Source organism: Variovorax sp. F042, assembly GCF_057814215.1.
In genome coordinates, this window is sequence record NZ_JBVASX010000004.1 from 330,623 (window position 1) to 343,330 (window position 12,708).

At 67.7% G+C, this 12,708-nt stretch carries 13 protein-coding genes; 12 read left to right on the forward strand and 1 reads right to left on the reverse strand.

The genetic code is table 11. The annotated features are described in order from the left end of the window. Nucleotides 1-73 precede the first annotated feature (73 nt). Nucleotides 74-1,516 carry an amidase family protein gene (locus ACZYSP_RS16895; protein ID WP_177192812.1) on the reverse strand — a complete coding sequence of 481 codons (1,443 nt, stop codon included), beginning with the start codon at nucleotides 1,514-1,516 and terminating at the stop codon, nucleotides 74-76. 137 nt (nucleotides 1,517-1,653) lie between these two features. Here ACZYSP_RS16895 and ACZYSP_RS16900 point away from each other — a divergent pair, with 137 nt between their 5' ends. The 12 genes from ACZYSP_RS16900 (at nucleotide 1,654) to ACZYSP_RS16955 (ending at nucleotide 12,682) form a co-directional block, all read left to right on the forward strand. Next, nucleotides 1,654-2,661 carry an ABC transporter substrate-binding protein gene (locus ACZYSP_RS16900; RefSeq protein WP_093052056.1) on the forward strand — a complete coding sequence of 336 codons (1,008 nt, stop codon included), beginning with the start codon at nucleotides 1,654-1,656 and terminating at the stop codon, nucleotides 2,659-2,661. A 17-nt stretch (nucleotides 2,662-2,678) separates the two neighbouring features. Beyond that, complete coding sequence (locus ACZYSP_RS16905; RefSeq protein ID WP_093078147.1) at nucleotides 2,679-3,530, forward strand: ABC transporter ATP-binding protein; 852 nt, start codon at nucleotides 2,679-2,681, stop codon at nucleotides 3,528-3,530. Next, complete coding sequence (locus ACZYSP_RS16910) at nucleotides 3,527-4,285, forward strand: ABC transporter permease (RefSeq protein WP_093078149.1); 759 nt, start codon at nucleotides 3,527-3,529, stop codon at nucleotides 4,283-4,285. The genes ACZYSP_RS16905 and ACZYSP_RS16910 overlap by 4 nt, the downstream gene beginning before the upstream one ends. Continuing rightward, entirely contained in the window at nucleotides 4,264-5,022 is a 759-nt protein-coding gene (locus ACZYSP_RS16915; RefSeq protein WP_093078150.1) for an ABC transporter permease, read from the forward strand. The genes ACZYSP_RS16910 and ACZYSP_RS16915 overlap by 22 nt, the downstream gene beginning before the upstream one ends. Beyond that, complete coding sequence (locus ACZYSP_RS16920) at nucleotides 4,989-5,792, forward strand: class II aldolase/adducin family protein (RefSeq protein WP_489015432.1); 804 nt, start codon at nucleotides 4,989-4,991, stop codon at nucleotides 5,790-5,792. The genes ACZYSP_RS16915 and ACZYSP_RS16920 overlap by 34 nt, the downstream gene beginning before the upstream one ends. Before the next feature lie 43 nt (nucleotides 5,793-5,835). Continuing rightward, complete coding sequence (locus tag ACZYSP_RS16925) at nucleotides 5,836-6,675, forward strand: TauD/TfdA dioxygenase family protein (protein ID WP_093078152.1); 840 nt, start codon at nucleotides 5,836-5,838, stop codon at nucleotides 6,673-6,675. 71 nt (nucleotides 6,676-6,746) lie between these two features. Next, nucleotides 6,747-7,484 (forward strand): GntR family transcriptional regulator, encoded by a 738-nt coding sequence (locus ACZYSP_RS16930; protein ID WP_093053149.1) that lies wholly within the window; start codon nucleotides 6,747-6,749, stop codon nucleotides 7,482-7,484. 61 nt (nucleotides 7,485-7,545) lie between these two features. Further along, nucleotides 7,546-8,379, forward strand: coding sequence for an SDR family oxidoreductase (locus ACZYSP_RS16935; protein ID WP_093052042.1), 834 nt, complete (start codon nucleotides 7,546-7,548; stop codon nucleotides 8,377-8,379). Continuing rightward, nucleotides 8,376-9,551: a pyridoxal phosphate-dependent aminotransferase gene (locus ACZYSP_RS16940; protein WP_093078153.1), complete on the forward strand. Its 1,176-nt coding sequence runs from the start codon at nucleotides 8,376-8,378 to the stop codon at nucleotides 9,549-9,551. The genes ACZYSP_RS16935 and ACZYSP_RS16940 overlap by 4 nt, the downstream gene beginning before the upstream one ends. A 25-nt stretch (nucleotides 9,552-9,576) precedes the next feature. After that, nucleotides 9,577-10,458: an alpha/beta fold hydrolase gene (locus ACZYSP_RS16945; protein ID WP_093078155.1), complete on the forward strand. Its 882-nt coding sequence runs from the start codon at nucleotides 9,577-9,579 to the stop codon at nucleotides 10,456-10,458. Further along, nucleotides 10,458-11,738, forward strand: a complete 1,281-nt coding sequence (locus tag ACZYSP_RS16950) for a Zn-dependent hydrolase (RefSeq protein WP_093078157.1) — start codon at nucleotides 10,458-10,460, stop codon at nucleotides 11,736-11,738. The genes ACZYSP_RS16945 and ACZYSP_RS16950 overlap by 1 nt, the downstream gene beginning before the upstream one ends. Beyond that, nucleotides 11,735-12,682 (forward strand): cupin domain-containing protein, encoded by a 948-nt coding sequence (locus ACZYSP_RS16955; protein ID WP_093078158.1) that lies wholly within the window; start codon nucleotides 11,735-11,737, stop codon nucleotides 12,680-12,682. Before ACZYSP_RS16950 ends, ACZYSP_RS16955 begins: the two co-directional genes overlap by 4 nt. Nucleotides 12,683-12,708: the final 26 nt, after the last annotated feature.

Genomic DNA, 12,708 nt, shown 5'->3' on the forward strand with positions numbered 1-12,708 from the left:
AGCATCGCCGATCCCGCACCAAGCCGTGAAGGCCTGTTACGCGAAGGGGCGTAGTGTTTTGGCGACGCCGCGTTCAGTGGCTTGCCAACTTCTGCACGCTTGGGGCGATTGGTGCTTCAGGCAGCGCGGCTTCGATGCCGAGCGCCAGTGCCAGCAGCGCCGTGTCGGTGCCTTGCGCGCCGGTCAATTCCAGCCCGGCAGGCAGGCCGTTGGAGGCGAGGCCCATCGGCAGGCTCACCGCCGGCAAGCCCGCCATGCCGGCCGGGCCGGTGTTGCGGATGTAGGCCGAAAAAGCAGAGGTGGGGCGGCCGCACAGCGTTACTTCCACGTCTTCTCCGATGCGCGCGGCGGTCAACGGGCTGGTCGGGAAGACGAGGGCGGCCAGGTCGTGCCGCGCGAAGCAATCTCGGTACGCCGCCTGCATGCGCGGGCGCAGGGTGTGCAGCGCGTGGGCGTAGGCCTCGGGCGTGATGGCCGTCGCGCCGAAGAGGCGCTCGAACAGCGGGCGCACGTCGGGGCTGACCACCGCGTCGGTGAGCGCACGCGCGTCGAAGGGGCGGTCGTGCCGCGCGAAGTAGGCGGCCAGCGCGGGCAGGATCTCGTGCAGCGAGATCGTCATCGATCCTTCCCGGAACAGTGCGCCGGCTTCGGCCAGGTCGCAAGGCACCAGCACGGCGCCGGCTGTGCGCAGCAGCTCGAGGCGCTCGCGGGCCAGTTCGGCCACGGGCGGATCGACCTCTTCCCAGAAGTAGGCCTCGGGCACGCCAAGGCGCACGCCTGTGAGCGGTGTCGGGGCAATCTGCAGCGGCCCGCCGGCCACCGCGTGGTCGACCAGCACGCAGTCGTCCACGCAGCGCGCCATGACGCCGGCGGTGTCGAAGGTTGGCGATATCGGCACCAGCCCTTCGTCCGGCCAGCGGTGCACCGTCGGCCTGAAGCCCACCAGCCCGCACAGCGCGGCCGGCACGCGCACCGAGCCGCCCGTGTCGGTGCCGATAGCCACCGGCGCGGCGCGCAGACCCAGCAGCGCAGCGTTGCCGCCGCTGGAGCCGCCCGTGACGCGTGCAGCGTCGAACGGATTGCGCGACGGCCCGAAGCCGTGGTTGTTGCCGGTAACGCCCTGCGACCACTCATGCAGATTCGTCTTGCCGAGCACCAGCGCGCCTGCGTCGATCAGCCGCTGCGTCACGCCGGCGTGCATGCGCGGCCGGTGGTCCGCCATCCACGGGCTGCCAGCCGTGGTCGGCATGCCGGCGACGTCGATGTTGTCCTTGAAGGCCAACGGCACGCCATATAGAGGCAGCGTTCCCGGCACGGGGCGCGGCGCTGCATCGAGCGCGGCGGCGGCTGCGCGAAGCGCCGCGGGGTCCTGGTGGAGCAGGGCGCCGAAGGGTGCGATTGCGCCGGCGCGTTCCAGCAGCGCCTGCGCGTAGTCGGTGGCGCGCAGTTCGCCGCGCGCCATCTGACCGGCGGCCTCGCGGGCGGAAAGATCAGTCAGCGCATGGATTCGGTTCATGAAGGCTCGAAGTGGGGCGGAAGCTGCACTCCGGTGCATGTTTCGGGCCAATTCGCGCTTCTGGCGCCAGAAAACAGGCTGAAATTGTATGGCATGAATACTGCTATGAGAGTTTTTTGTATCCATGAGGCCATCCAATGTCTTTCAAGTCCTTGCGTATCCTGGCCGCCGTCGCAACGTCGATGGCTCTTCTGGCGGGCATGCCCGCGTCTGCCGCCGAGAAGGTCTCGCTGCGCCTCAAGTGGCTGGCGCAGGCGCAGTTCGCCGGCTTCTACGTAGCCAAGGCCAAGGGCTTCTATGACCAGGGCGGCCTCGACCTGACGATCAACCCGGGCGGTCCCAACCTGAACGTCGAGACGCTGGTCGCCTCGGGCAACGACACCTTCGGCCTGGCCGGCGGCACCGAGACCGTGCTGCTCGCCCGCGAGAAAGGCCTGCCGCTGGTCTGCATCGGCGTGACCGTGCAGAACACGCCCTTCACATACGTGACCTACAAGGACTCCGGCATCACCAAGGTGAAGGACTTCGCGGGCAAGAAGGTCGCGACCTGGTTCACCGGCACGCAGTACACGCTGTACTCGATGCTGGCCTCGGCCGGCGTGAAGCAGAGCGACCTCACCATCGTTCCCCAGTCGGGCTCCATGGCGCCCTTCGTCGAGAAGCAGTTCGACGTGGCCGCGGCCACCTACTACAACGAGCTCAACACGCTGAAGGAGCAGGGCCTGGGCGACAAGCTCACGCTCATCAAGCCCGACGACTACGGCGTGGTCGTGCAGCAGGACACCGTGCTCGTGTCGGAGAAGTACCGCAACGAGAAGCCGCAGCAGGTGCAGGCCTTCCTGACCGCCACCATCAAGGGCTGGAAGTACGCGCTGCAGAACAAGAAGGAAGCCATCGATATCGTCATGGCTGCCGCCCCCAGCCTGAACCGCGCGCACCAGGAGGCCATGCTCGACGAATTCGAGAAGCTCGTGAAGGCCGGCAAGGGCACCACCGACGGCATCCTCGCCATCGACCTGCCCACGGTGGAGAAGATGCAGGCGCAGCTCGTCGGCTACAAGGCGCTGAAGGCGCCGGCCGACCTGTCGAAGGCCTACGACGCCAGCTTCTGGACGCAGGTGCCCGCGGCCGACAAGAAGTTCTGAGCCGCATCGCCGCAGCCATGAAATTCATGCCTCACGAAGTGATGCCGCCCGCCGTGAGCGACACGGCGCCGCCCATGCTCGAGCTGGTCAACGTATGGAAGCGCTTCGGCGAAGCGCAGGCCAGGACCGTCGCGGTGTCGGGCGTCAACCTGCGGATCGCGAAGAGCGAGTTCGTCACGCTCGTGGGCCCCTCGGGTTGCGGCAAGTCGACCCTCTTCAACATGATCGCGGGCCTGCTGCCGCCTGACGACGACGGCTCGCTGCTGTTCGGTGGCGCACCGCAGCGCGACGGCCAGCTGCTCGGCAAGGTGTCGTTCATGCCGCAGCGCGACTTGCTGTTTCCATGGCGCACCGTGCTCGACAACGCCATCCTCGCGCTCGAGGTGGAAGGCGTGCCGCGCAAGGAAGCGCGCGAACGGGCCCGCGCCATGCTGCCCGAGTTCGGCCTGGCGGGTTTCGCCAACCACTATCCGCACCAACTCTCGGGCGGTATGCGCCAGCGAGTCGCGCTGATGCGCACCTTCCTGTTCGAGCGCGACCTGATGCTGCTCGACGAACCCTTCGGCGCGCTCGACGCGCTCACGCGCACCCGTATGCAGCACTGGCTGCTGGAGCTCTGGGCCAGGCACCGCCGCACGGTGCTGTTCATCACGCACGACATCGACGAAGCGATCCTGCTCGGCGACAAGGTGCTGGTGATGACGGCGCGCCCCGGCACGGTGAAGAGCGAGACCGTGATCGACCTGCCGCGCCCGCGCGACCCGTCGGTGGTGCTGTCGCCGGAGTTCATCCGCATCAAGCAGCGCCTGCTGGCCGAGATCGAGGAAGAAAGCCAGAAGACCTTCGCGCAGGAGGGCACCGCCTCGTGAACGCCCTCTTGCAGCGCGCAGTGCGCTCGCCCGCGCTGGCCTTCGTGGGCCTGGCGCTGGTGTGGGAGATCTGCGTACACGCCTTCGCGCCTTCGCCGCGTTACCTGCCGGCGCTGAGCGCCATCGCGCAGGACGCGTGGTCAGTGTGGCCGCAGCTTGCGCGTGGCTTCGGCCGCACGCTGCTCGAAACCGTGCTCGGCTTCGCGATGGGCGCGGTGTTCGGCTGCGCCTGCGGCACGGTGTTCACCTATTCGCGCTGGATGGAGCGCTCGGTGTTCCCGCTGTTCGTGGTGTCGCAGACGGTGCCGGTGGTGGCTTTCGGCGCGCTCATCGTCATCTGGTTCGGCAATTCGCTGCTGGCCAAGGTGATGACGGCGTTCTTCCTGACCTTCTTCCCCGTCACGGTGAACACGCTGCGCGGCCTGAAGTCGTGCGACCCGCAGCGCATCGCGCTGATGAAGAGCTTCGGCGCCAACCGCCTGGTGATGTTCTTCAAGCTGGCCGTGCCTTCGGCGCTGCCGCAGATCATGGTCGGGCTGCGCGTGGCCGTTGGCCTCAGCCTGATCGGCTCGGTGGTGGGTGAATGGTTCGGCGAAACCGTGGGCCTGGGCGTGATGCTCATGGAGGCGATGAACGCCGACCTCGTGGTGCGCCTGTGGGTGGTGATGTTTGCCTGTGGGCTGATGGGTGCGCTGCTCTACGGGCTGCTCACCTTCGTGGAAAGGAGGCTCGTATGGTGGCGCAGCGAAAGCTGATGGAGTCGCCCGTCGTGCCGGTGGTGCTGGGCATCGTCGTGCTGCTCGCGGTGTGGGAGGGCGCGATATTGCTCTTCAATATTCCGCCGTTCGTGCTGCCGAGCCTGGGCACGATCGTGCAGCATGCGTTCACCGACCCGGGGCGCTTGATGAGCGCATTGCTGGCCACGCTGGGCGAGGCGCTCGGCGGCTATGCACTGGGCAGCGTGCTCGGGCTGTTGCTGGCCGTGGTGTTGCTGCTGGCTCCGCCGCTGGAGCGCATCGTGATGCCGCTGGCGGTGGCGGTGAACGCCGTGCCGACCGTGGCCTATGCGCCGCTGTTCCTGATCTGGTTCGGCCTCGGCGCCGCTTCGAAGATCGCGCTGGTGGCGCTGGCTGTCGGCTTCACCATGCTGGTGAACGCGCTGCACGGCCTGAAGCAGGCCGACGTCGCGGCCGTGAACCTGATGCGCAGCTTCGGGGCAGGGCAGTTGAAGATCGTGTGGCGCCTGCGCCTGCCGGTGGCAATGCCCTCGGTGGTCACCGCGCTGCGCATCGGCGTGCCGCGCAGCATGATCGTCGCGATCGTCGGCGAGATGCTGGGCGCCTATGCGGGGCTCGGGCGAATGATCTATGAATCGACCCAGCAGGTCGACTTGCTGAGCGTGTGGTCGGCAGTGCTTGTTGCATCGATTGCGAGCATGGTCTTCTACGGCCTGCTGGTATGGATCGATCAGAAACTCGTGTGGTGGCGCTGATGGCAAAGACGAATCCCGCGGCATACCCCGACACCGAAGCCGGGCTGCGCGTGCAGCTCGCCGCCTGCTATCGGCTGGTGGCGCACTTCGGCATGGACGACCTGATCTACAACCACATCTCGGCACGCGTGCCGGGGCCGGAACATCATTTCCTCATCAACCCCTACGGGCTGCTGTTCTCCGAGGTGACGGCTTCGTCGCTGGTGAAGATCGACCTCGACGGCAACAAGGTGGACGACACGGACGCCGAGGTCAACCAGGCCGGCTTCGTGATCCACAGCGCGATCCATGCAGGGCGCCCCGATGCGCTGTGCGTGCTGCACACCCACTCCGAGGCCGGCACCGCCATTGCCGCCATGCCCAACGGCCTGGCGCCGCTGAGCCAGTTCGCGATGCGCTACCAGGGCCACACCGCCTTCCACGACTACGAAGGCGTGGCGCTGGAAACCGGCGAGCGCGAGCGGCTGGTGCGCGACCTGGGGCCGCACCACACGCTGGTGCTGCGCAATCACGGCATCCTGACGGTGGGCCGCACGATTCCCGAGGCCTTCATCCTCATGTATTACTTCGAGAAGGCGGCCAAGGTGCAGCTGCTCGCACAGGGCGGTGTGGCGCCCGGCGAATCGCCGGTGTACCCGCAGCCCGAAGTGAGCGATCTGGCCGCGCGCCAGTTCACCGAATTCGCCGGCGACATCCTGCCGCCCGGCACGCGCGAATGGCCTGCGTTCCTGCGCATGCTGGAGCGCACCCAACCCGACTACCGGCTTTGAGTGCCGGCACTTTCCTCTTCATTCCCAGAGACACATTTCGACCATGCAACTCGAGAACCTCACCTCTTTCATCGGCACCGAAGTCAAAGGCATTGACCTGCGCGAGCCCGTGAGCGACGCCGACTTCGCGGTGCTGCGCGACACGCTCAACCAGCGCTCGGTGCTGCTGTTGCGCGGTCAGAGCATCAACGAATCGCAGCACGTGGCCTTCTCGCGCCGTTTCGGTACGTTGCTGGGCCACGTGCTCACGCAGTTCCTGAAGAAGGAGCACCCGGAGGTCTACGTGCTGTCGAACGTGTCGGAGAACGGCAAGCCCATCGGCAACCACAAGGAGGGCTGGAACTGGCACTCCGACCTCTCGTACAAGGCCGAGCCCTCGATGGGCGCGCTGCTCTACGCGCTCGAAGTGCCGCCGGTGGAAGGCGACACCTTCTTCGCCTCGATGCACGCCGCCTACGAAGCGCTTGACGACGACATGAAGGCGCGCATCCGCCACATGACGGCCACGCACAGCTACGCCAACTACTACGGCAAGGCTTTTGCCGACCGCAACCCGCTCACGCCCGAGCAACTGGCGGCCACGCCCGACGTGGTGCATCCGCTGGTGCGCACGCATCCTGAAACCGGCCGCCTCTCGCTGTACGTGGGCGAAGACGTGGTCAAGCACATCGACGGCCTGCCCGCCGATGAGAGCACCGCGCTGCTGGCCGAGCTGAACGCGCACGCCATCTCGCCGGAGTTCAGCTACCGCCACAAGTGGCTCGCGGGCGACCTGCTGGTGTGGGACAACCGCTGCACCATGCACCGCGCCACGCCTTACGACGACAACGTGTACCGCCGCGTGATGCATCGCACCACCGTTGCCGGTGATCGTCCCTTCTGACATTCCGATCCGCCGAGCAGGCCCCGCGTTTGAAAACCGACAAAGACAAGCACAACAAGGAAGGCAAGAACATGGAACCGAACGAACCCGAGATGGCAGCAGAACCTCCGGCGCTGCGCGGACGCGAGCGCCAGCGCGGCAAGGGCGCCACGCTGTCCGACGAACTGAAGGACACGCTCGAAGACCTGATCGTCAGCGGCGTCATGAAGCCCGGCGCGCGGCTCGACGAAGCCGAGCTGGCCGAACGCTTCAAGGTGTCGCGCACGCCGGTGCGAGAGGCGCTCAAGGCGCTGGCCGCCACCGGCCTCGTCGACCTGCGCAGCCGCCAGGGGGGCGTGTGCGTGGCGCGCATCTCGCTGCCCATGCTCATCGAGATGTTCCAGATGATGGCGGTGATGGAAGGCCTGTGCGCCAAGTTCGCCGCGCGCCGCGCCACCGAGGCGCAGAAGCAGCGCATGAGCCAGCTGCACGACGAGCTGACGAGCATCCTCGCCTCGGGCGACCACTCGCGCTTCTACGACGTGAACCAGGACTTCCACGACGCGCTCTACGAAGCCTCCAACACGCATTACCTCGCCGAGCAGACGCGCGCGCTGCGCAAGCGCGTGCGCGTGTACCGCCGCTACGTGACCTTCCAGCCCGGTCGCATGACCGCCACCATCGGCGAGCACGGCGCCATCCTCGATGCCATCCGGCGCAATGACCCGGGGGCAGCGTTCAACGCCGCCATCGACCACGTGAGCCTGCTCGAGGACGACATCGTCGACCTGATCGCCGCGCTGTCCGAGCAGGACAACGGGGCTGCCTGAGCCCCTTCTTTCAACGCACTCAACGCCACCCTTTTTCGATCGCATCCCAGGACATCACTCCATGAAACTCGAACTCGAAGGCAAGACCGTACTCATCACCGGCGCCTCCAAGGGCATCGGCCTTGCGGCCGCCCATTCGTTCGCGGCCGAAGGCTGCCACCTGCAACTGGCCGCACGCGACGGCGCCGCCCTGGCGGCCGCCAAGGAAGAGATCGAGAAGATCTACCCGATCAACGTGCGCGTCCACCCGATGGACCTGGCCGCGCCCGGCGCGATGGCGCAGCTGGCCGAAGCGGCCGGGCACGTCGACATCCTCGTGAACAACGCGGGCGACATTCCGGCCGGCCCCATCGAATCGCTCGACTTCGCCGTGGTGCGCCGGGGCTTCCAGCTCAAGGTGCTGGGCTACATGGAGCTCAGCCAGATCTACTACGCGCGCATGAAGGCCGCGGGCGGCGGCGTGATCGTGAACGACATCGGCAACTCCGGCGAGAACTGGGACGCCAACTACATCGCCGGCTCCACCGGCAACGCCGCAGTGATGGCCTTCACGCGTGCCCTGGGCGGCGTGAGCCTGGACGACGGCATCCGCGTGGTGGGCGTGAACCCCGGCCCCGTGGCGACCGACCGCATGGTCAAGCTCATGAAGCGCCGCGCCTTCGACACCCATGGCGACGAAGGCCGCTGGGAAGAGCTGTTCGACAACTACCCCGGCGGCCGCCCGGCCACGCCGGAAGAAGTGGCCGAGCTGATGGTGTTCCTGGCTTCACCGCGCGCCGGCTACATCACCGGCACGGTGGTGACCATCGACGGCGGCATCGCGGCGCGCGGCTCGATCATCAAGACCAGCAAGAAGGTGGTCGAGGCCGAACAGGCCCGGAGGCTCGCGGCATGAACGCGGCGCTGAACCCCGCCGCTGCAGTGCCGGCCGTGACGAGCGACGCCGAAACCCGCAACCAGTATTTCGACCGGCTGTTCACCAACCCAGACCTGATGTGGCTGGGCCAGAACACCAATCACTTTCCGCTGCACCCTGCCGTGCGAAAGGCGCTGCACGACGCCATCGACGACGAGAGCTTTCACGCCTATGCGCCGCCGCTGGGCATGGAAGCTCTGCGCTCGGCCATCGTGGAAGACCTGGGCGTGCCGGACCAGTCGGCCGTGGTGACCGACGGCGCGGTGTCCGCACTGGCGCTGGCCTGCCGTGCTTTCTGCGGGGCGGGCAAGGGCTTCGTGACCACCGACCCGGGCTGGAAATGGCCGCTGCAGTTTGCCGCCAAGGCCGGTTCGGCGATCACCGAGATTCCGATCTACGGGCCGGAGTACGGCTTCAAGTTGTCGGCCGAAGCGCTGGCCGCGTCGACCGACGTGAACACAGCGGTCATCTACCTCGTGGACCCGAACAACCCGCTGGGCACCACCTACACCGAAGATGAGATCCGTGCCTTTGCAGACCGCGCGCGCGAGATCGGCGCCATCCTCATTCACGACTGCACCTACCGCGACTTTGCCGACAGCCACACGCTGGCTTCGCGCTTCTACCCGGAAGGCACCGTGACCATCGTGAGCTTTTCGAAATGGCTCGGCCTCGCGGGCCTGCGCCTCGGAGCACTGGTGGCTTCGCCCGAACTGCTCGCGCGCATCCTTCCGCATTCGCAGGCGCCGCTGGGTGCGAGCGTGCTGGCGCAGCGCGCGGCCATCGCGGGCCTGGGCGTGAAGGACGAATGGATGGCCGAAGTGATCGCGCAGCAGCGTGAGAACCAGCGAATGATCGTCGACGCTTTCGCGAAGCTGCCGGGCTTCGAGGTGCCGGTGTTCCCGTCGCAGGCCAACTTCATCGTGGTCGAGTGCAGCAAGGCTGGCGTGACGCCCGAGGCGCTGGTCAGCGCGCTGGGCGAGCACGACATCATGGTGCGGCAGGGCACGTATCACACGCCGCGCTTCGGACATCGCTTCGTGAAGATCTCCACCACCGTACCGAAGGCCTGGGCGCAGGCGCTGTGCGACGTGCTGCCGCAGGCGGTCGAGCGTGCGCGCAGCCTGCCGGCCACGGCAGCGCTGTTCTGAGCGTCCTGAAGAAGAAAGGCCGACGATGAGTTTTGCCATCACCCCCGACGGCGTTCGCCTCTACTACGAGACCGCCGGCAGCGGCACGCCGATCGTGTTCGTGCACGAGTTCGGCGGCGACCACCGCAGCTGGGAGCCGCAGATGCGCTACTTCGCGCGGCGCCACCAGTGCGTGACTTTCGGTGCGCGCGGCTATCCGCCGTCGGACGTGCCGGCCGACATGGAGCGCTATTCGCAAGCCACCGCGGCCGACGACATCGCCGCCGTGATGGACGCGCTGGAACTGGAGCGCGCGCACATTGTGGGCCTGTCGATGGGCGGCTTCGCTACGCTGCACTTCGGCCTTCGCCATGCGAAGCGGGCCTCGTCGCTGGTGATTGCCGGCGCGGGCTACGGCGCGGAGAAAGAGCACGAGGAATATTTCCGCGGCGTCTCGCTCGAAGTGGCCAAGCAGTTCGAAGCGCAGGGCTCCGAGAAATTCGCCCGCACCTATTCGCTGGGCGCGAGCCGCGTGCAATTCCAGAACAAGGACCCGCGCGGCTGGCAGGAGTTTGCGACCTGGCTCGGCGAGCACGACGCCGTCGGCGCGGCCAACACCATGCGCGGCGTGCAGGCGCGGCGCCCGTCGATCTACGACCTGGAGAGCGATCTGCGCGCGATGAACGTGCCCTCGCTCGTGGTGGTCGGCGACGAGGACGACCATTGCCTGCAGCCCGGCGTCTTCCTCAAGAAGACCGTACCGGCCTGCGGCTTGGCCGTGATGCCCAAGACCGGCCACACGCTCAACCTGGAAGAGCCAGCCGCGTTCAACGCCTTGCTGGCCGAGTTCTTCGCGCAGGTCGAGGCCGGCCAGTGGAAGCCGCGTGATCCGCGTGCGCTCCCCAGCCAGATCATGAAGACCGACTGATGACCGCCGAAACCGCCACCGAAGAAGTCGCCGGAGAGCAAGGCATCTGGCGCATCGATGCCGATCGCCTGTGGGACCGGCTCATGACGCTCGCCTGCATCGGCGCCACGCCGGGCGGCGGCGTAGACCGGCAGGCGCTGAGCGCGGAAGAGATCGCGTCGTGGCGCACGATGATCGACTGGGCCCTGTCGGCAGGGCTGGAGCCTTCGACCGATGCGGCCGGCAATCTCTTCATCGCGCTGCCGGGCGCCGACCGCGACGCGCCACCCGTGCTCGCGGGCAGCCATCTCGACAGCCAGCCCGGCGGCGGGCGCTTCGACGGCGTGTACGGCGTGGTGGCTGCGCTGGAGGTGCTGACCACGCTGGCCGGGCGTGGCGTGCGTCCGCCGGTGGACATCGTCTGCGTGGCGTGGATGAACGAGGAGGGCTCGCGCTTCGCGCCCGGCATGATGGGCTCGGAGGCCTTTGCCGGCGTGCGCAGCCTCGAGGCCGTGCGTGCGGTGCGCGATGCCAGCGGCATCTCTGTCGCCGATGCGCTCGATGCCTTGCACGCTGCGTTCCCGTCGCTGCGGCGGCGGTCGCTGGGCTTTCCGATGGCGGCTTATGTAGAGGCGCACATCGAGCAGGGGCCGATACTGGAAGCGCAGGAGTGCGTGATCGGTGTCGTCACCGGCATCCAGGGCAAGAAGACATTCGATGTCGTGATCGAGGGTGAGCGTGGTCACGCCGGCACGCTCGCGATGGTCGAGCGGCGCGATGCGCTCGCAGCCTTCACGCGCATCGCGACGGCGCTCTATGCCGAGATCGGCGGCCACGACGACGCGGTGAAATTCACCATCGGCCGGCTGCAGGTCGAGCCGAACGCACCCTCGGTGGTGCCCGAGCGGGTGACGCTGCGCATCGACCTGCGGCATCCCGACAACGCGGTGCTCGAACATCTGGGACAGCGATTGGCCGCGCTGTGCGATTCGCTTGCCGCGCCCTGCCAGGCGAGCGTGACCCCCTTGGTCGATGCGCCGTCCAATGGCTTCGATCCCGCCTTGCAGCAGGCGATTGCGCAAGCCGCCGAGCGCATCGGACAGCCGCACATGCCGATTCTTTCGGCTGCCGGCCACGACGCGCGCCACATGGCGCCGCTGTGCCCGAGCGCGATGATCTTCATTCCCTGCCGCGACGGCGTGAGCCATGCGGAACACGAGTGGGCGGAGCCGGCGCACGTGGCGGCTGGCGCGAACGTGCTGCTGCGTGTGGTGATGCCCTATGTGGGAGCCGGAGCATGACTGCCGCAGACATCGCCACCGTCGTCGACATGGCCGATCTGCCGATGCAGCATCCGCGCGCGCCGGCCAGCGTCGCGCAGGCCAGGGCGCGCTTCTTCAATTCCGGCAACGCCTTCAACGTGAAGCTGCCAGAGGTGCCCGCGCGGCTCTTCTCGCCGCCGCCGGAAGGACGCTATGGCATGTTCGATTGCGACCAGTCGCGGGCGCTGGGCTGTGGCTTCCCGGCCACCACGCCGCTGATGCTCGCGCGCTACGTGCGCATTGCCGCCCGCGATGCGCTGCTGCCGCTGGACGTGTGCGCCACTGGGTCGGTCTGGTACGTGATTTCCGGCAGCGGCAGCCTGACAGGCGCGGTCGACAGGTTGACTTTCGGCAAGGGCGACGTGTTCCTGCTGCCCGGCGCGCCGGGCTACCGGCTCGAAGCGGGCGCCGAGGACGTGCTGCTGTGGACTGTCGGCAACGAGCCGCAGCTGGCTTTTGAACGCGCGCAGCCGGCGCCCGTGGCCAAGGCGACCATCGACGCCGTGCACTATTCGGCCGCGGAGATCGAGCACCAGTTCGCGCTGATTTTTTCGAGCGGCACGAGCGAGGAGACCTCGGGCCGCGCGCTGATCTTCTCGTCCGACCGGCAGGCCGCCGCACGCAACCTTACGCCCACGCTGACATTGAGCTTCAACACGCTCGAGCCGAACACGCACCAGCGCACGCACCGCCACAACTCCGCCGCCATCACGCTGGTGGTGCAGGGCGAGGGCTGCCATTCGGTGGTGGGCGGTGCGGTGTGCCCGTGGGCGCCGTGGTCCACGCTGGTCACGCCACCCGGTGCGCCGCATTCGCACCACAACGCAGGCCCGCGCGGCGCGCTCTTCCTCATCGTGCAGGACGGCGGGCTGCACTACCACGCGCGGACGATGGGCTTCGAGTTTCTGGAGGCCGCCGGCTGACCGGTGAGCGGTGGCCGGCGGAGAAG

Excerpts from the sequence above, each read along its gene's own strand:
- ACZYSP_RS16920 (WP_489015432.1), top strand. The coding sequence starts at position 4,989 with ATGGATCGATCAGAAACTCGTGTGGTGGCGCTGATGGCAAAGACGAAT.
- ACZYSP_RS16915 (WP_093078150.1), top strand. The coding sequence starts at position 4,264 with ATGGTGGCGCAGCGAAAGCTGATGGAGTCGCCCGTCGTGCCGGTGGTG.
- ACZYSP_RS16905 (WP_093078147.1), top strand. The coding sequence starts at position 2,679 with ATGAAATTCATGCCTCACGAAGTGATGCCGCCCGCCGTGAGCGACACG.
- ACZYSP_RS16895 (WP_177192812.1), bottom strand. The coding sequence starts at position 1,516 with ATGAACCGAATCCATGCGCTGACTGATCTTTCCGCCCGCGAGGCCGCC.
- ACZYSP_RS16935 (WP_093052042.1), top strand. The coding sequence starts at position 7,546 with ATGAAACTCGAACTCGAAGGCAAGACCGTACTCATCACCGGCGCCTCC.
- ACZYSP_RS16950 (WP_093078157.1), top strand. The coding sequence starts at position 10,458 with ATGACCGCCGAAACCGCCACCGAAGAAGTCGCCGGAGAGCAAGGCATC.
- ACZYSP_RS16925 (WP_093078152.1), top strand. The coding sequence starts at position 5,836 with ATGCAACTCGAGAACCTCACCTCTTTCATCGGCACCGAAGTCAAAGGC.
- ACZYSP_RS16945 (WP_093078155.1), top strand. The coding sequence starts at position 9,577 with ATGAGTTTTGCCATCACCCCCGACGGCGTTCGCCTCTACTACGAGACC.
- ACZYSP_RS16955 (WP_093078158.1), top strand. The coding sequence starts at position 11,735 with ATGACTGCCGCAGACATCGCCACCGTCGTCGACATGGCCGATCTGCCG.
- ACZYSP_RS16940 (WP_093078153.1), top strand. The coding sequence starts at position 8,376 with ATGAACGCGGCGCTGAACCCCGCCGCTGCAGTGCCGGCCGTGACGAGC.
- ACZYSP_RS16930 (WP_093053149.1), top strand. The coding sequence starts at position 6,747 with ATGGAACCGAACGAACCCGAGATGGCAGCAGAACCTCCGGCGCTGCGC.
- ACZYSP_RS16900 (WP_093052056.1), top strand. The coding sequence starts at position 1,654 with ATGTCTTTCAAGTCCTTGCGTATCCTGGCCGCCGTCGCAACGTCGATG.